17 protein-coding genes are annotated in these 17,121 nt (G+C 64.2%); 8 read left to right on the top strand and 9 right to left on the bottom strand.

Going from position 1 to position 17,121, the window contains the following annotated elements:
- Nucleotides 1-94 precede the first annotated feature (94 nt).
- Nucleotides 95-1,039, top strand: a complete 945-nt coding sequence (gene gshB / locus JKL45_RS13835) for a glutathione synthase (protein ID WP_201861769.1) — start codon at nucleotides 95-97, stop codon at nucleotides 1,037-1,039.
- A gap of 146 nt (nucleotides 1,040-1,185) precedes the next feature.
- Here gshB and hemW read toward each other — a convergent pair whose 3' ends face one another.
- Nucleotides 1,186-2,346 (bottom strand): radical SAM family heme chaperone HemW, encoded by a 1,161-nt coding sequence (hemW, locus tag JKL45_RS13840; protein WP_201861916.1) that lies wholly within the window; start codon nucleotides 2,344-2,346, stop codon nucleotides 1,186-1,188.
- A gap of 303 nt (nucleotides 2,347-2,649) precedes the next feature.
- Here hemW and JKL45_RS13845 point away from each other — a divergent pair, with 303 nt between their 5' ends.
- Nucleotides 2,650-3,306 carry a TetR/AcrR family transcriptional regulator gene (locus JKL45_RS13845; protein ID WP_201861770.1) on the top strand — a complete coding sequence of 219 codons (657 nt, stop codon included), beginning with the start codon at nucleotides 2,650-2,652 and terminating at the stop codon, nucleotides 3,304-3,306.
- A gap of 92 nt (nucleotides 3,307-3,398) precedes the next feature.
- The gene (locus JKL45_RS13850) at nucleotides 3,399-3,875 is read left to right on the top strand and encodes a DUF2852 domain-containing protein (protein WP_201861772.1); all 477 of its coding nucleotides are present in this window, start codon (nucleotides 3,399-3,401) and stop codon (nucleotides 3,873-3,875) included.
- 46 nt (nucleotides 3,876-3,921) lie between these two features.
- On the opposite strand, the gene JKL45_RS13855 is transcribed toward JKL45_RS13850, so the two are convergent.
- The 3 genes from JKL45_RS13855 to rph are packed head-to-tail and all read right to left on the bottom strand — an operon-like array spanning nucleotide 3,922 to nucleotide 5,790.
- Nucleotides 3,922-4,413, bottom strand: a complete 492-nt coding sequence (locus tag JKL45_RS13855) for a nucleoside/nucleotide kinase family protein (protein WP_201861774.1) — start codon at nucleotides 4,411-4,413, stop codon at nucleotides 3,922-3,924.
- A gap of 25 nt (nucleotides 4,414-4,438) precedes the next feature.
- Nucleotides 4,439-5,080, bottom strand: coding sequence for an RdgB/HAM1 family non-canonical purine NTP pyrophosphatase (gene rdgB / locus JKL45_RS13860; RefSeq protein ID WP_201861781.1), 642 nt, complete (start codon nucleotides 5,078-5,080; stop codon nucleotides 4,439-4,441).
- On the bottom strand, nucleotides 5,077-5,790 hold the full coding sequence (gene rph, locus JKL45_RS13865; RefSeq protein WP_201861782.1) for a ribonuclease PH: 714 nt from the start codon (nucleotides 5,788-5,790) through the stop codon (nucleotides 5,077-5,079). The genes rdgB and rph overlap by 4 nt, the downstream gene beginning before the upstream one ends.
- A gap of 149 nt (nucleotides 5,791-5,939) precedes the next feature.
- Here rph and hrcA point away from each other — a divergent pair, with 149 nt between their 5' ends.
- Nucleotides 5,940-7,031: a heat-inducible transcriptional repressor HrcA gene (gene hrcA / locus JKL45_RS13870; protein WP_201861783.1), complete on the top strand. Its 1,092-nt coding sequence runs from the start codon at nucleotides 5,940-5,942 to the stop codon at nucleotides 7,029-7,031.
- Between the two features lie 14 nt (nucleotides 7,032-7,045).
- On the opposite strand, the gene JKL45_RS13875 is transcribed toward hrcA, so the two are convergent.
- Together JKL45_RS13875 and JKL45_RS13880 are read right to left on the bottom strand one after the other, a co-directional pair.
- Nucleotides 7,046-7,588, bottom strand: a complete 543-nt coding sequence (locus tag JKL45_RS13875; protein WP_201861784.1) for a c-type cytochrome — start codon at nucleotides 7,586-7,588, stop codon at nucleotides 7,046-7,048.
- A gap of 2 nt (nucleotides 7,589-7,590) precedes the next feature.
- Nucleotides 7,591-8,709 carry a hypothetical protein gene (locus JKL45_RS13880; protein WP_201861785.1) on the bottom strand — a complete coding sequence of 373 codons (1,119 nt, stop codon included), beginning with the start codon at nucleotides 8,707-8,709 and terminating at the stop codon, nucleotides 7,591-7,593.
- A gap of 445 nt (nucleotides 8,710-9,154) precedes the next feature.
- On the opposite strand from JKL45_RS13880, the gene JKL45_RS13885 reads away from it, so the two are divergent.
- The 3 genes from JKL45_RS13885 (at nucleotide 9,155) to JKL45_RS13895 (ending at nucleotide 14,050) form a co-directional block, all read left to right on the top strand.
- Entirely contained in the window at nucleotides 9,155-10,633 is a 1,479-nt protein-coding gene (locus tag JKL45_RS13885; RefSeq protein ID WP_201861787.1) for a SulP family inorganic anion transporter, read from the top strand.
- Nucleotides 10,634-10,743: 110 nt separating this feature from the next.
- Nucleotides 10,744-12,549, top strand: coding sequence for a translation elongation factor 4 (gene lepA / locus JKL45_RS13890; protein WP_201861788.1), 1,806 nt, complete (start codon nucleotides 10,744-10,746; stop codon nucleotides 12,547-12,549).
- 265 nt (nucleotides 12,550-12,814) lie between these two features.
- On the top strand, nucleotides 12,815-14,050 hold the full coding sequence (locus tag JKL45_RS13895) for an MFS transporter (RefSeq protein ID WP_201861789.1): 1,236 nt from the start codon (nucleotides 12,815-12,817) through the stop codon (nucleotides 14,048-14,050).
- 72 nt (nucleotides 14,051-14,122) lie between these two features.
- On the opposite strand, the gene JKL45_RS13900 is transcribed toward JKL45_RS13895, so the two are convergent.
- The 3 genes from JKL45_RS13900 to JKL45_RS13910 all read right to left on the bottom strand — a co-directional run bounded on the left by JKL45_RS13900 (nucleotide 14,123) and on the right by JKL45_RS13910 (nucleotide 16,104).
- Nucleotides 14,123-14,902, bottom strand: coding sequence for an SDR family oxidoreductase (locus JKL45_RS13900; RefSeq protein ID WP_201861792.1), 780 nt, complete (start codon nucleotides 14,900-14,902; stop codon nucleotides 14,123-14,125).
- A gap of 67 nt (nucleotides 14,903-14,969) precedes the next feature.
- The gene (gene arsC, locus JKL45_RS13905) at nucleotides 14,970-15,395 is read right to left on the bottom strand and encodes an arsenate reductase (glutaredoxin) (protein ID WP_201861793.1); all 426 of its coding nucleotides are present in this window, start codon (nucleotides 15,393-15,395) and stop codon (nucleotides 14,970-14,972) included.
- Between the two features lie 88 nt (nucleotides 15,396-15,483).
- Nucleotides 15,484-16,104 (bottom strand): hypothetical protein, encoded by a 621-nt coding sequence (locus JKL45_RS13910; protein ID WP_201861794.1) that lies wholly within the window; start codon nucleotides 16,102-16,104, stop codon nucleotides 15,484-15,486.
- Between the two features lie 141 nt (nucleotides 16,105-16,245).
- Here JKL45_RS13910 and JKL45_RS13915 point away from each other — a divergent pair, with 141 nt between their 5' ends.
- A complete protein-coding gene (locus JKL45_RS13915) occupies nucleotides 16,246-17,079 on the top strand; it encodes a lytic murein transglycosylase (protein ID WP_201861795.1) in 834 nt (277 codons plus the stop codon).
- Nucleotides 17,080-17,121: the final 42 nt, after the last annotated feature.

A 17,121-nucleotide genomic window follows, 5' to 3' on the forward strand; every position in this document is an offset into this window, starting at 1 on the left:
CCACATCCCCGGCTTTCGTTCAGGCCACGCGGGATGAACGGTTGCCATACTACAGTTTAGGCCCAATAACCCTGCTTCCCAGGAGGCCCGACTCATGACCCTCACCGTTGCGTTCCAGATGGATCACATCCGCAGTCTGAAGATTGCGGGCGATACGGGCTTTGCGCTCCTGCTTGAAGCCCAGCGGCGGGGTCACCGGGTGCTGCATTATACGCCCGATCGCCTGTCCCTGCGCGACGGCGCCGTGATCGCCATGGCGGAGCCCGTCGAGGCGCGGGACGTGGAGGGCGACCACTTCACGCTGGGAACGCCGGAGCGGGTCGATCTCTCAGGTGTCGATGCGGTGCTCATGCGCCAGGATCCGCCCTTCGACCTGGCCTACATCACCGCCACCCATTTCCTGGAACGCATCCACCCCAAGACCCTCGTGGTCAACGACCCGTCCCATGTGCGCAACGCGCCGGAAAAGATCTTCGTCACCCATTTCCCACACCTGATGCCCCCGACCCTGATTTCCCGCGACAAGCAGGAGATCGAGGAGTTCCGGCGCGAGCATGGCGACGTGGTGATGAAGCCGCTCTACGGCCATGGCGGCGCGAGCGTGTTCAAGGTCGGGCGCGAGGATCCGAATTTCGGCTCGCTCTACGACCTCTTCGCCAACCTGTTCCGGGAGCCCTGGGTGATCCAGCGCTTCCTGCCCAAGATCACGGAAGGCGACAAGCGCATCATCCTCATCGACGGCGAGGCGGCGGGCGCCATCAACCGGGTGCCCGCGGCCAACGACATCCGCTCCAACATGGTGCGGGGCGGGGCGGCAAAGCCCACCGACCTCACACCCCGTGAGCGCGAGATCTGCGAGACCATCGGCCCCGATCTCAAGCGCATGGGCCTGATCCTCGTGGGCATCGACGTGATCGACGGAAACCTCACCGAGATCAACGTGACGGCTCCCACCGGCATCCGCGCCATCAAGCGCCTCGGTGGGCCGGATCTGGCGGTGACAGTGTGGGATGTGATCGAGAGCAAGGTGGGGCGCTGAAGCCCTCCGCTGTCATCCCCGCGAAGGCGGGGATCCATAACCGCGACGTCTCAAGAGAAAACGGTCGGCATTTCGCCCCTTCCTGCACTGTCAGCGTTTATGGATTCCGGGCTCGCCTACGGCGCCCCGGAATGACAGCGCGTGTTCTAAGCAGCCAGTTCCGCAATCACCGCATTGAGCACCGGAAAACCCTTCGGCGTCACGGCAAGCCGTGAGCCATCGACCTGGATCAGGCCTTCCTCTTTCAGAATCCGTAAGCCGCGCTGATTGAGCGTCTTGCCCGTGAACGCCTCGAAGCGGCGCGGGTCGACGCCTTCCTTGAGGCGAAGGCCCATGAGCAGGAACTCGTCGCCCTCGGCCTCTGAGGTCAGCACCTCCTCGTCGATGACGCCATGCCCCTCGCGTTCGACCAGCCCCAGCCATGTTTCGGGGTGCTTTTCCGTCGCGGTGGCGAGCCGCGCATTGCCGGTCACCAAACGTCCATGGGCGCCGGGGCCGATGCCGGCATATTCGCCGTAGCGCCAATAGAGCAGGTTGTGCTGCGATTCCGCACCGGGCCGCGCATGGTTGGAGATCTCGTAAGCGGGCAGCCCGTGCTTCGCGCAGATTTCCTGCGTGATGTCGTAGAGCGCGCGGCCCGTCTCCTCGTCCGGCACGGTGATCTTGCCGGCATCGAAGAGACGCTGGAACCAGGTGCCCGGCTCGATGGTGAGCTGATAGAGCGACAGGTGCTCCACCGCATGGGAGATCGCCTGCTCCAGTTCGGCGCCCCAGGCCTGAGGCGTCTGGCCGGGACGGGCATAGATCAGATCGAAGGAATAGCGCTCGAAGATCGAGGCGGCGATCTTCACCGCTCCCAGCGCCTCGTCGACGGAGTGCATGCGCCCGAGGCGTTTGAGATCGGGGTCGTTGAGCGCCTGCACGCCGAGGGACACCCGGTTGATGCCGGCACCGCGATAGCCGCGGAAGCGCTCGGCCTCGACGCTGGTGGGATTGGCCTCGAGCGTCACCTCAGCCTTCGGGTCGATGCCCCAGGCGCCGCCGATGGCGTTGAGGATCGCGCCCACGGTCTGCGGCTTCATGAGCGAGGGCGTGCCGCCCCCGAAGAACACGCTCGTGACCGTCCTGCCCGGAATGCGCGCGGCCGTGTGGGCGATCTCGCGCTGGAAGGCGCTAAGAAACCGCTCCTGATCCACCGGCTGGTGGCGGACATGGCTGTTGAAGTCGCAATAGGGGCATTTGGAGGCGCAGAAGGGCCAGTGGACATAAACGCCAAAGCCCACGTCGCGCGTCGGGTGATCGATCATGGGGCGTATATGGCAGGTTGGAGGCCGAACGTCACGGGTGCCGGTGTCGCGCTGCTGCATTCAAACGCGCTGTCATCCCAGACGCCGCAGGCGTCCGGGATCGTAGGACGAGAATGGCGCCTGATTCTGCCGGCGATCCCGGCTCTCGCTCTGCTCGGCCGGGATGACGCACCTTTGACATCTCGTGAGAGACAGATTTCTGAACCTCTTCGCTCACAAGGATGTTCACTCTATGAGCCGTTCCGTTCTGGCTTCCGCCGCACCGGAAGCCTAAGGTGATTGGCAGAGAGTTAGGAACCCATCATGCGGCATTGGCGCGGTCCGTTCGACCGGCAGGGCTATCACCACGGCAACCTGAAGGAGGCGCTGATCGACGCGGCGCAGCGCTTTATTGCCGAGCGGGGAATCGGCGGGTTTACGCTCGCCGACGCGGCCAAGCTCGTGGGCGTGACGCCGGCGGCCCTCTATCGCCATTTCCGGGGTCGGGACGCCCTGGTGGCCGAGGTGGCCTTCCGTGGCTATGACGAACTCGCCAAGCGCCTTGGCCGGGCTCTGCAGAGCGACGGCACGGCGCTTGAGCGCTTCACCCGCATGGGCGAGGCCTATCTCGCCTTCGCCGAGCAGGAGCCCGGCTTCTATACGGCCATGTTCTCGGCGAAGGCTGCCGAGGGCGAAGCCTCCTGCAGTCCCTTCTGGGCCAAGGCTGTGGAAAGCGGGGGCAAGCCCGCCGGCAACGCGTTCGACTTCCTGGTCAAGGCTCTCGCCGACACCTTCCCGGAAGGTTTTCAGACCGTCGATGCCCGGTTCATCGCCATCGAGGTCTGGGCGCTGTCCCACGGGATCGCCACCCTCGACGCCGCCGGCCAGCTGCCGAAAGGACCTGGTTTGCCTGACAAGTACGAACTTCTGCGGGCCGGCGTCCTCGCCCTCGTGCACGGAGCTCTCAAGGGCAAAGCCTAAGCGCCTCGCCGATTTTTCAAGTTTGATCTCTTGAAAGCGCCAAGATCGATCCGCATGTTAATGTTGTTAGCATTAACATAGGAACCCTTTCGATGTCAGATTCTGCCTCCGCCGCCTGGAACGCGGGCCCGCACGCGGGGCCGTGGGAAAACCGGACCAACCGCCGCTGCGGGCGCAAGCCCGGCCGCGGTCTGGAGATCGCCGGCATCATTCTGGGCTTCATCTTTGTTTGGCCGCTCGCGCTGGCCTATCTGGTGTGGAAAATCATGGGATATCCCAAATACGACGAGGCCAAGGCCTTCCTGAACGAGACCTTCGGCCGGGCCAAGGATGACCTCTTCCGCTCTCGCGGCGCTGCCGGTTTCGGCGGCTTTGCCAGCACCGGCAATGCGGCCTTCGATGATTACCGCCGCAGCGAGATCGAGCGCCTTGAGGAAGAGCGCCGCAAGCTCGACGAGGAAGCCCGCGATTTCCGCAACTTCGTCGAGGAGCTGAAGCGCGCCAAGGACCGCGAGGAGTTCGACGCCTACATGGCCAAGCGCCGCGGCAACGGCCCGACCAACGTCTGAAGCGGCTCATGAACAGCAAGAGCGCCCTCCGGGGCGCTCTTTTCTTTCAAAGGCCGTTTGCGAGAAGTAACCCGCGCACTTTCTCGACATTGTCGGAAAGGCTCAACAGCGACGTATCGAGAACAAGGTCGCTGAAGGAACGGGCATGATACCCCTCGTCATACATCTCGACGACGCGGCGCTTTTCTTCAGATGAGAGAGCCCGCCGCCCTCGATTCGTGAGCGCCACCTCAAGCGGCGGTGCGAGCGTCAGCACTAAAAATCGAGCCTGGCGCCTGTCAGAAGCCGCTTTCAGCCTCTCATAATCAGCATTGTCCAAGGGGTACGCCACGACAAGGCAGCGCCCCTGCCCGGTCGCGATCTCTGCTTCGATACGGCGAAGGGCAGCCTCGATCCGGACACTCAGGGGAGTGTCATCAGAGGCCTCATGATCGTCGCCATCAATGAAAGATGCTTCGGGTAGAGAACTCGCCAAAGCGCGGCCGAGAGTCGACTTGCCGCTGTTGATGGGACCGTTGATATGGATCACCGTCAGCATGGTTCGACGCTCTCCGGGGGCTTGATCAAGCCCTGGCCAAGCACCCGGCAGCCAGCTTCACGAAAGCGCGCGCCCGGTGAGAGAGGCCAGAGGGCTGCGGCTTCGACCAGTCGATGCCATGCTTCTCCTCCGAGGAGATTTCTCCGAAAGTCTCGGTAAAGCCGTCCGGCTGGAACATGGGGTCGTAGCCGAAACCCTTGGTCCCGCGCGGCGGCCAGACCACCTGGCCGAAGATGCGGCCCTCGAACAATTCCTCATGCCCGTCAGGCCAGGCGATGACCAGCGCCGAGACGAAGTGAGCGCGCCGGTCGGTGGCCTCGCGCTTTTCAAGTTCGCGGATCACCCGCTCCATGGCGGCGTAGAAGTCCTTGTTCGGTCCCGCCCAATCGGCCGTGAACAGGCCGGGCGCACCGTCGAGTGCATGAACGCAGAGCCCTGAATCGTCGGAGAGCGCCGGCAGGCCCGTGGCCTTGGCGGCCGCATGGGCCTTGATGGCAGCGTTCTCGGCGAACATGTGCCCCGTCTCGTCGGGCACCGGCAGACCGAGTTCGCCGGCCGAAACCGCCTCTACACCAAAAGGTGCGAGCAGCTCCTGCATCTCACGCAGCTTGCCCGCATTGTGGGTGGCGATGACGACCTTGCCGGTCAGGGAGCGATGCAGGCTCATGCCACGGTCTTCTTCTGCAGTTCGACCAATTGCGTCACGCCGGCCTTGGCAAGGCGCAGCAGGTGCAGGAACTCCTCCTCGGAAAAGGGCTTGCCCTCCGCCGTGCCTTGAACCTCGACGATGCCGCCGGAGCCTGTGATCACGAAATTGGAATCCGTCTCGGCGGCCGAGTCCTCGGCATAGTCGAGATCGAGCACCGGGGTGCCCTTGTAGATGCCGCAGGAGATGGCGGCGACGGGCTCGCGCAGGGGGTTGATCGAGATGATCGAGCGGCTCTGCATCCAGGCGAAGCAATCGTGCAGGGCCACCCAGGCGCCCGTGATGGAGGCCGTGCGGGTGCCGCCGTCGGCCTGGATCACGTCGCAATCGACCACGATCTGCCGCTCGCCGATGGCCGGCAGGTTGACCACGGCGCGCAGGGAGCGGCCGATGAGGCGCTGGATTTCCTGGGTGCGGCCGGAGGGCTTGCCGGAATTGACCTCGCGGCGGGTGCGCTCATGGGTGGCACGGGGCAGCATGGAATATTCCGCCGTCACCCAGCCCTTGCCCGTGCCGCGCAGCCACGGCGGGCCCTTCTCTTCCAGGGAAGCGGTGCAGATGACCTTCGTGTTGCCGAAGGAGACGAGGCAGGAGCCCTCCGCATAGCGGGCAACGCCGCGCTCCAGGGTGACGGGCCGCAATTCGTCGGGGGCACGGTTGGACGGGCGCATGGCGGGATTCTCCTTGAAATCTCGTGATTCACGCCTGTTTGAGGCCCCCGGGCCCATTGTGCAAGGGTCAAGCCTTGCCTAAGCACCTGCGGTCCCGCACATAATGCTTCATTGCAGCGTTAAATGTTTGAGAGCGTAGAACCCACCGGATGCACGCAAACGGTTCTTTTTCCCATCTGTCGGAAGCCCGCGCCATCGCGGAGCTGAACGACCGTTCCCGCGAGATCTTCCGCCAGATCGTCGAGAGCTACCTGATCACGGGCGAGCCCGTGGGCTCGCGCCATCTCTCGCGCATCCTGCCGATGGCCCTCTCGCCGGCATCGATCCGCAATGTGATGGCGGATCTGGAGTCCGCGGGCCTGATCTTCGCGCCTCATACCAGCGCCGGGCGCCTGCCGACCGAGTCGGGCCTGCGTTTCTTCGTCGATGCCATGATGGAGATCGGCGACGTCACCTCCGACGAGCGGGCGCGCATCGAGGCGCAGATGCGGGCGGCCGCAAGCGGCCACACCATGGAAACGGCCCTGGCTGAGGCGTCTGCCCTGCTGTCCGGCGTCTCACGCGGCGCCGGTGTGGTGGTGACCTCCAAGTCCAATGCGCGGCTCAAGCACATCGAATTCGTACGCCTCGACCCGGCCCGCGCCCTGGTGGTGCTGGTCTCCGAGGATGGCTCCGTGGAAAACCGCCTCCTCGATCTGCCGGCGGGTCTTCCCGCCGGAGCTCTGGTGGAGGCCGGCAATTTTCTTAACGCCCGCATCCAGGGCAAAACCATCGCGGACATCAAACAGGAGATCCAGGTCCGCCGCGGCGACATGGAGCGCGAGCTCGATGCGCTCACCGCCCGACTGGTTGAAGCGGGCCTCGCCACCACGGTGGGACCCGCAGACTCCCGGCAACTCATCGTGCGCGGCCAGGCCAATCTCCTGGACGACCTGAAGGCAGTGGAAGACCTGGAACGCATCCGGCTGCTCTTCTCCGATCTCGAAACGCAGACGGATGTGATCGACTTGCTGAGCCGCGCCGAAGGCGGCGAAGGGGTGCGCATCTTCATCGGCTCGGAGAACAAGCTGTTCTCGCTCTCCGGCTCCTCGATGATCGCCGCCCCGTTCCGGGACGGCAGCCAGAAGATCGTCGGCGTTCTCGGCGTCATCGGCCCCACGCGGCTCAACTATGCCCGCATCGTCCCGATGGTGGACTACACCGCGAAGGTGATCTCAAGGATCCTGGAGAAGGGGCGGTAACGCCTGCTCGGCTTCTACTGCTTCGGCGGCAGCGGATCGGGCACTTTGTTCTTCACGGGCGGAACCTGCCGGAGATAAGCAAAGACGGCCTTCAGGTCGTCATCAGTCATATTTCCATAGGCCGGCCATGGCATCGGCGGCAGGATCGGCCGGCCCTGGCCCTGGTGACGCCCCGTGCGCATGGTCTGGATGAACTGCTGCTCGGTGAAGTCCCGCAGCACACCGGTTTCCGGATCGGACGTGAGATTCGCGGAGAAACTGACGCCCCAGGGCCCCGACCATCCTGTCGAGGTTGGATTCATGGCGCCGCTCCAGGGTGGCGAGAGGGTGGCCGGCGCGGAGATCGTCACATCCTGCGGATGGCCCGACAATGCCCGCTTCGTGTCAGGCTCAGGACCGGCAGAGCCAATGATCCAAGGCGTATGGCAATCGTGGCAACCGGCAATGGAGACCAGGTACTCCCCGCGCTTCACCTGCACGCCGGCGCTGTCCTGAGAAGACACGGCGGTGGGGATCAGCAAGGCAGTCGTCAACATCAACGGCAGGGCGCGGTGCATGGTCATCTCCCTTCTGCGTTTGCGTGCGCTTGCTGGATGGAAGCACCTTTCTCTTCGATCCAGCGGTAGAGCAGGCGCACGGCTTCATCGTCGATCAGCTCGGTTCCGAGCGGCGGCATCTGCAAGGCGGGGGAGCGAGAGGAGACCCGCTGCACCAGACCGCTGCGCTCCGGATGCCCCGGCTCGACGCGCAGCACGGCATCCGGCGATTGCCCGGGAGCCGGTTTCCTCACGGGCTGAGCAACTGTGCTTGCAAGCGCGGGCTCACCGGTGGTTTCAGCCCTGTGACGCAGAAAGAGCGCTATGTTCTGCAAAGAGCCGCGCTCGTTGTGACAATGGCCGCAATTGCCATGCAGATAGCCGAGAGCAGCACGCTCCGTTGCCGTCGCAGCAGCAATCCGAGGCGGCGCATCGCGCAGGGCCTTGGGCAGGCCAACAAGCAGCCCTCTGTCGACGAGATGGGCAAGATCCACATGCGGCTCGGGCTGAAGCTCGGCATGTATTGCACCGGCATCCCGCTCCGACGACAGCTGAAGCGTCCCGAAGCCGAGAATTTCTGACGGCCCTCCCTGATGGCAGGCCTTGCAATCGGTCACGCCTGGAATTGTGTGCGAGCGCCCGCCCGCAAGCGGATACGCACCACGCCTGCCGCGGACTGAGACCAGTTGCGCTTCGCGGCCGTCGTCGCTCCAGGCATAGGCGGCATAAAGCCATTGGCCGTCAGCCCGGCGTTCGAGATAGCGCGTCTCGACTTTCTCACCGTTGAAGGAGAATTCTTTCCAGAAGCGCGTGCCGACCGGAAAGATCCAGGCTTCCGGATCGGACCCGTCGATGGCGGTGCCCGGCGGCAGCGAGATCCAGCGGCGCTTGGTGGCGCCATCGCTCCACAACGGGTATTGCGGCGCAAAGGCGAGGTGCGCGGAATCGACCTGCAGGGTGACAGGATCGGCATAGAGGCCGGTCTCCTGCAGGGTCGACGGCGGGTTCGCGGTTGCCGGTTGCGGGATGGCTGGCGCCCCTGTCAGCACGACGAAGGACATGGCCAGGATCGCTCCGACGGCCGCCGAGCGATGGCTCCAACCGGATTTCAACCGCTGCGCGGTGGCACTCACCTGGGCCATGCACGTCTTCCCTTTTCCAGGACGAACGCATGCCGATGGATACGCTTTTTCCCCTTACGTCGCAGTGATCCTACGCACGTGGGTGTCATGCTGCGAAAACTCTTCGGGGGTGGCCCTTCAGACGGTTGTCATCTCGAAAGGGACGATGAGCGGGAGACACGCTTGCGCGGAGCACTCCTCACATCATGCACCTGGCACATGCCCTGGTCCCAGGCCCACTGGTTGCAATGGTGATACATGCTGTTATGGAGGGGCATGGTTCACGACATAGCCTTCGCGAAAACTTCACCGACGACTCCGCCGTAGCGCAGAGCGTCAAGCGCATCGTGGCTCTTCTGAACCGTTTCCCATTTTCTTCGTCGCCATGGCTGCCCTGCTTCAAGGCAAAGCTTGCGCCTGCGGCTCCAGCCTGCCCTCGACAGCAGGCCTGCAAGAGAACTCTCCCATGACGCAACTCTCCCGCCTTAAGGCCGAGTGGTTTCCCAACGTGCCGCGAGATCTCCTCGCCGGCACCGTGGTGGCGCTCGCCCTCATCCCCGAGGCCATCGCCTTCTCGATCATCGCCGGCGTCGACCCGAAGGTCGGCCTCTACGCCTCCTTCTGCATCGCGGTCGTTACCGCCGTCGCGGGCGGCCGCCCCGGCATGATCTCCGCCGCCACCGGGGCCATGGCGCTCGTCATGGTTACGCTGGTTAAGGAGCACGGCCTGCAGTATCTGCTCGCCGCCACGCTTCTAACTGGCGCGCTTCAGATCGTGGCAGGCCTGCTTCGCCTCGGCGATCTCATGCGCTTCGTCTCCCGCTCGGTGGTGACGGGCTTCGTCAATGCGCTCGCCATCCTGATCTTCATGGCTCAGCTCCCCGAATTCGTCGGTCAGGGACCGCTCATGTACGGCATGGTCGCGGCGGGCCTTGCGATCATCTACCTCCTGCCGCTGGTCACGAAGGCCGTTCCCTCCGCCCTCGTGACTATCGTCCTGCTGACGATCGTCGCCGTTTATTTCGGCTTGGACCTGCGCACAGTCGGCGATATGGGCCAGCTGCCGAGCGACCTGCCGGCCTTTGCCCTGCCCGACGTGCCGCTGACCCTGGAAACCTTGCAGATCATCCTGCCCTACTCGCTTACGCTCGCCATGGTGGGCCTGCTCGAATCCCTCATGACGGCCGCCATCGTGGACGAGATGACGGACACGGACAGCTCCAAGAACCGGGAATGCGCCGGCCAGGGCCTCGCCAACATCGTGGCGGGCCTGTTCGGCGGCATGGCAGGCTGCGCCATGATCGGCCAGTCGGTGATCAACGTCTCGTCCGGCGGGCGCGGGCGGCTCTCGACCCTCTGGGCCGGTGCCTTCCTGCTCTTCCTCATCCTCGTGCTCGACGACTGGGTGCGCCAGATCCCCATGGCCGCCCTGGTGGCGGTGATGATCATGGTGTCGATCAACACCTTCCAATGGGGCTCGCTCCTGGCCATGCGCCTTTACCCGAAGAGCTCCAGCATCGTCATGGTGGCGACCGTGGCCGTCGTGGTCTTCACCCATGACCTCGCTAAGGGCGTGCTGGTGGGCGTAGTGCTCAGCGGCATCTTCTTTGCCCGCAAGGTTGCCAAGTTCTTCACCATCGCCTCGGAGCGCGAGGGTGATGTCCGGACCTATCGGGTCAACGGCGAGATCTTCTTTGCCACGGCGGAGGCCTTCCACAGCGCCTTCGACTTCCGCGAGGATGACCTAAAGCGGGTGGTGATCGATGTGATGGCCTCCCATTTCTGGGACATCACCGGCATCAATGCCCTGGATCGTGTGGTTTTGAAGTTCCGCCATCACGATATTCCGGTGGAGATCGTGGGCCTCAACGAGGCGAGCGCCACCCTGGTCGAGAAGCTGGGTCCCCACCAGAAGGAGGGGGCCAGCCTCGCGGCGGGCCACTAAGGCGCCCGAAACCCTGGAAAGCGCCCGCGCGACACCGCCTTCCCTTGGCATGAGGGGGCCGGGCTGCTATTGCCCGGCCAACAGGGTTTCACACCCGCCAGAGTTTACTGATGACCGCGCGCACTTTCGACAATATCCGCAACTTCTCCATCGTGGCCCATATCGACCACGGCAAGTCGACGCTGGCCGACCGCCTGATCCAGACCACGGGGGCGCTAACCGCCCGCGAGATGACGGAGCAGGTGCTCGACAACATGGATATCGAGCGCGAGCGCGGCATCACCATCAAGGCGCAGACCGTGCGCCTGGAATACAAGGCGCAGGACGGCAAAACCTATATCCTGAACCTCATGGACACCCCTGGCCACGTGGACTTCGCCTACGAGGTCTCGCGCTCGCTCGCCGCCTGCGAGGGCTCGCTCCTGGTGGTCGACGCCTCCCAGGGCGTGGAGGCGCAGACGCTCGCCAACGTTTACCAGGCCATCGACGCCAACCACGAGATCGTCCCGGTCCTCAACAAGATCGACCTGCCCGCCGCCGATCCGGACCGGATCAAGGAGCAGATCGAGGAGGTGATCGGCATCGACGCCTCGGAGGCCGTGCCGATCTCGGCCAAGACCGGCCTCAATATCGAGGGCGTGCTGGAAGCCATCGTGACCAAGCTGCCGCCGCCGAAGGGCGACCCGGACGCGCCATTGAAGGCTCTCCTGGTCGATTCCTGGTACGACGCCTATCTCGGCGTGGTCGTGCTCGTGCGCATCATCGACGGGTCGATGAGGAAGGGCTCGACCATCAAGATGATGGGCACCAACGCTTCCTACAGCCTCGACCGCGTCGGCGTGTTCAACCCGAAGATGACCGAGCTGGCGCAGCTCGGCCCCGGCGAGGTCGGCTTCTTCACCGCCTCGATCAAGGAAGTGGCCGATACCCGCGTCGGCGACACCATCACGGACGAGCGCAAGCCCACGGCCCAGGCGCTTCCGGGCTTCAAGCCCGTGCAGCCGGTGGTGTTCTGCGGCCTCTTCCCGGTGGACGCCGCCGAGTTCGAGAACCTGCGCGCCGCCATGGGGAAACTCCGCCTCAACGACGCGAGCTTCTCCTACGAGATGGAAACCTCCGCAGCGCTGGGTTTCGGCTTCCGTTGCGGCTTCCTCGGCCTCCTGCACCTTGAGATCATCCAGGAGCGCCTGGAGCGCGAGTTCAACCTCGACCTCATTTCCACTGCGCCTAGTGTGGTCTATCACCTGAAGCTGCGCGACGGCTCGACCATCGAGCTGCACAATCCGGCCGACATGCCGGACGTGATGAAGATTGAAACCATCGAGGAGCCGTGGATCCGCGCCACCATCCTCACGCCCGACGATTATCTCGGCTCGGTGCTGAAGCTGTGCCAGGAGCGGCGCGGCGTCCAGATCGACCTGAACTATGTCGGCAAGCGCGCCATGGTGGTCTACGACCTGCCGCTCAACGAGGTGGTGTTCGATTTCTACGACCGCTTGAAGTCGATCTCGAAGGGCTACGCCTCGTTCGACTACCATATCTCCGATTATCGCGAGGGCGACCTCGTGAAGATGTCGGTGCTGGTCAATGCCGAGCCGGTAGACGCGCTCTCCATGCTGGTCCACCGCGACCGCGCCGAGGGCCGGGGACGCGCCATGTGCGAGAAGCTGAAAGAGCTGATCCCGCCGCACATGTTCCAGATCCCGGTCCAGGCGGCCATCGGCGGCAAGATCATCGCCCGCGAGACCATCCGGGCCCTGCGCAAGGACGTGACCGCCAAGTGCTACGGCGGCGACGCCTCGCGCAAGCGCAAGCTGCTCGACAAGCAGAAGGAAGGCAAGAAGCGGATGCGCCAGTTCGGCAAGGTCGACATCCCTCAGGAAGCCTTCATTGCAGCGCTGAAGATGGACAGCTGATCCACCACTGCAGCTTTCATCGGTATCCTTAAGGCCCGGCCATTCACGGCCGGGCCTTTTTGATTGCGGCGCCCCTGCATAAACGAACATTGGAACATCCCCTCCCTGGCAGAGTTCAACCCAGGCACGAGGTTTGGTCTCCTCATTGTCATCGGCCGAAGAACGGGGTCACGCGACGCCGGGATCCGGCACGTCCTTAAGGTGAGGCCAGGCTTTCACGCACCGCACATCCGAGCCACAGGATCTCGCTTCACGAGGAGAACCCATGACTTCGTCCCTGCGGACCACACTGCCGACACTTTTCGCTCTCCTCCTCGGCTATGCGCTCATGCAGGTCGGCAATACCCTGCAGGGCACGCTGCTCAGCGTGCGCGGGAGCATCGAGCAGTTCACGCCGACCGAGATCGGCGCCGTGGGATCGGCTTTCTGGGGCGGCATCGTCATCGGCTCGCTCTATGCCGGGCGTGTGATCAAGCAGGTGGGTCATACCCGCGCCTTCTCGGCGCTGGCGGCGGTGGCTGCGTCGGCCGTTCTGCTGCATCTCCTCGTGATAAGCCCGGCCGTCTGGATCGGCGCGCGAGCCCTGACAGGCTTTTGCTTTGCCGGATTGTTCATCGTCGTCGAGAGCTGGCTCAACGCCTCCGCCACCCCTCAAACACGCGGGCAGGTCTTGAGCGTTTACGGCATGACGGGCCTGATCGCCGGGATCGGCGGGCAGATGCTCCTGCCTCTCGGCGATCCGCACAGCTACAGATTGTTCTGCTTCGTCGCCATCCTCATCTCGCTCGCCCTGGTGCCGACGGCCCTGTCGCGGGCGAACGCACCGGTCCATGCGGTGAGCAACACCACGATCAATCTGATGCAGCTCTACCGGCAATCGCCCTTCGGCGTGGTCGCCGCAGTTCTGTGCGGCATCACCACGAGCTCCTTCTTCGCGCTCGGCCCGGTCTGGGCACAGGAGCGCGGATTGGACACATTGGAGGTCGCAATCTTCATGGCCTGCGGCACGCTGGGCGGCTTCGCGACCACCTACCCTCTTGGCTGGCTTTCGGACCGGATGGATCGCCGGCATGTGATCATCGGCACCTCCGCCATGGCGGCTTCCATCCTGCTCGTGCTCATTCATTTCGTGCCGTTGGACGGGCCCACTTGGCTCGTTTTCGCCTACGTGACCATCTTCGGCGGCAGCGTCATTCCGACTTACAGCATCGTGACCGCGCATGTGAACGACATGGTGCAACCGGACGAATTCGTGGCGGCAGCCGGCGGATTACTGATCCTGCTCGGTATCGGCGCAACCATCGGCCCCCTGATTGCGGGCATGACCATGACCGAGTTCGGACGCTTTGGCCTCCTTTATCTCGTCATCGTTACCCAATCTATCATGGCGATCTGGGGGGCTTATCGTAGCATTCAGCGCGCCGCACCGCCCACTGAGGCGAAGGAATCCTTCGTACCCGAACCGACCATTCCGGTGGGAACGCGGCTGGAGGCGCACTAGCTCATCGGGTGGATCCCAAAAGGGCAAGCCCGCTTTTGGGTCCGATGCTCAAGCCTGTCAAACTCACTTCACTTACACAAGAAGCGATTGCGCGCCGTCGATCCAGACGGGCGTGCCGGTGATGTGGCGAGCGCGATCGGAAGCAAGGAAGAGCACGAGTTCCGCCACCTCGTCGCTCGTGCCGGGTTCGTTGCCGGTGAGTGGGATCCGACCGGCGGGAAACTCAGCCGGCACCTCCGCTTTCTCCGTGTTGCGCTTATCGGTGTTCTCCGCGATCTCCGTGTCGATCTTGCCAGGACAGACCGCATTCACCCGGATCTTGTGCTTGGCGAGCTCCACGGCCAGCATCTGGGTCATCGCCACCTGGGCGGCCTTGGTGGCGGAATAGGCTGTGGCGCCCGCGCTCGTAAAGGTGCGCGTGCCGTTGATTGAAGCCGTGATAACAATGGAGCCGCCAGCCTTCTTCAGGTGTGGCACCGCATAATAGATCGTCAGGTAAGTGCCGCGCAGATTGGTGTTGATGGTGCGGTCCCACTCCTCCGGTTGCAGCTCGTCGATCGGCGCCCAGACACCGTTGATGCCCGCATTGGCGAACACGATGTCGAGCCGTCCATAGGCTTGGACGAGATCGGCCACGGCCTTCTTCATCTGGCCCTCGCTGGCCACATCGGCCACGAGCGGAATGGCCTTGCCGCCGGCCTGCTCGATCTCCTGAGCGACTTCACGAATCTCGTCGTCCGTATGGCTGAGAACGCCCACCATGGCGCCTTCACGCGCAAGGCGCAGAGCCGCCGCCTTGCCAATGCCGGATCCTGCGCCTGTGACGAGCGCGACCTTGCCTTGCAATTCCATGGTGTGTTCCTCCGGTCATGGGATGTCCTGTTCCTGAACCGGAGGAGCGCCCGCTTGTTCCGCAGCGTCAGGCGATGCCGACGCGCCGCCCTGCGGCATCGACCACCGGCTCGCCGTCTTCCTTGACGAACGCGCCCTGCTGCGGCGGCAGGATGTCGAGCACCGCTTCCGATGGGCGGCAGAGCCGGACTCCGAGCGGCGTGACCACGATGGGACGTTCGATCAGGACCGGGTGCTCCATCATGGCGTCGAGCAGCTGATCGTCGGTGAGGGACGGATCGCCGAGGCCGAGTTCCTGGAAAGGCGCTGCCTTCTGGCGGATCACGTCGCGGACGCTCACTCCCATGCGCCCAATCAGCTGGCGCAGGAGCAGGCGTGTGGGCGGGCACTTCAGGTACTCGATGATGTGCGGCTCGATCCCTGCATTGCGGATCATCGCAAGCGTGTTGCGGGAGGTGCCGCACTGGGGATTGTGGTAGATGATCACGTCCATGGATTGGTCCTTGCGCGCCGACGGCTTCAGTCCGCTCACCATGGATGGCTAGCGGTCAGATGAAAAGCGTTCAAGATCTCTGTTGGCCTCAGCCCTGGCAGGCTGCCCTGCCCTGCACCTGGAGCCGCATCAGCAGGCGCTGTGCGATTGCATCGTAGGCAGCCTGGGTTTCGGCGCCGTCCACCGAGAGTTCGAGCACCCACTCGCCCGAGAGCGGCACGATCAAGGTCTCGACCGTCATGCTCTGCGAGGCGCTCGGCAGGTTGGCATCCACCCAGGTGGCGGACCAGCGTGCGGCTTTCCCGTGGGAGGACAAGGAGACCGACTGCGCGGGGCGCCCGAGAAGCTCCTCGTAATCCTTCTGCAGGAAGGCCGCGTCGCGGCTCGCGAGGTCAGGCTGCGGCATGTCGCGAAGGTCTCCGGCGGAGCGAAGGCCGATGCCGATCTCTATATCCGAGAGGGCCGATTTGAGGCCATGGGCGGTCGGCTGCCATTCCTCCGGAAGTGAGAAGGAAAAGCAGAGCCCGGACGGGACAGCACCCGTTACCGAGGTCTGCCGGATCATGGGATCGAAGCGTACCTGAACAGGCTCGCTGCTCACAGGCCGGTCGAGCGGCCCGTTGGCAGCCTGCGTGCCGGAAGCGGCGCAGAGCAGAACCAGGATCGTGGCTTGAAATGACCTTGCTCGCCAGGATTTCACGCTACGCACTCGATCCTCCCACTGGGGCGGCCCCTCATCTTCAGGGCAACGCGCGGGCACTGCTCCGGTTGCCTCAGGAACCTGTGATCTTGAGTTGCGGGCGTTGGGCCCTACCTCGCTCAGTAACGAAAATGAACCTGGAGAAACTTCATGCGGGCTTTCATACGCGCCTCGCTCCTCGCGGCCACCCTGCTCGCGGCAGGCCAGGCAAGTGCTGCCACCTGCCGGGATCCGGCCGGTTTTGAGAAATGGCTCGACGACATCGCGCAGGAAGCCGTGGCCCAGGGCATCTCGCCGCAAGCCGTCAAGCAGGGCCTGTCCGGCATCACCTTCGATCAGAGCGTGATCAAGCGGGATCGCGGCCAGGGCGTGTTCAAGCAGAGCTTCGAGCAGTTCGCCGGCCGCATGGTATCCGCCGGTCGCCTCAAGGGCGGCGCCAACATGCTGCAGCGGCACGCCGGCACTCTCCAGCGCATCGAGCAGCGCTTCGGCGTGCCAGGCCCGGTGCTGGTGGCAATCTGGGGACTGGAGACCGATTTCGGCGCGGTGCGGGGCAACCTGCCGGTGATCCGCTCGGTCGCGACGCTGGCCTATGATTGCCGCCGCTCCGACTTCTTCAAGGCTCATTTGTTCGATGCGCTGAGAATTGTCGACAGGGGCGATCTGTCCCCGGCCGAGATGCGTGGGGCCTGGGCGGGCGAGATGGGGCAGACGCAGTTCATGCCGTCCTCCTATGTCAAATACGCCGTGGATTTCGACGGCGACGGACACGCCAATCTCCTGCGCAGCCCGGCGGACGTGCTCGCCTCGACGGCCAACTATCTGAAGGGCCATGGTTGGGTGAAGGGCGCCGACTGGGAGCCTGGAACCCCGAACTTCGAAGCGATCCGCGCCTGGAACAAGTCGCAGGTCTATTCGAAGACCATCGCCTTCTACGCGAAGAAGCTCGCGGGCGAAGACACGTCGGCCTTCGCAACCCAGTAGTAACCTTAAAAAAGGCGGGCTCCAGGCCCGCCTTTTATCGGG

The organism is Microvirga soli, assembly GCF_016734765.1.
Taxonomy (GTDB): Bacteria; Pseudomonadota; Alphaproteobacteria; order Rhizobiales; family Beijerinckiaceae; genus Microvirga; species Microvirga soli.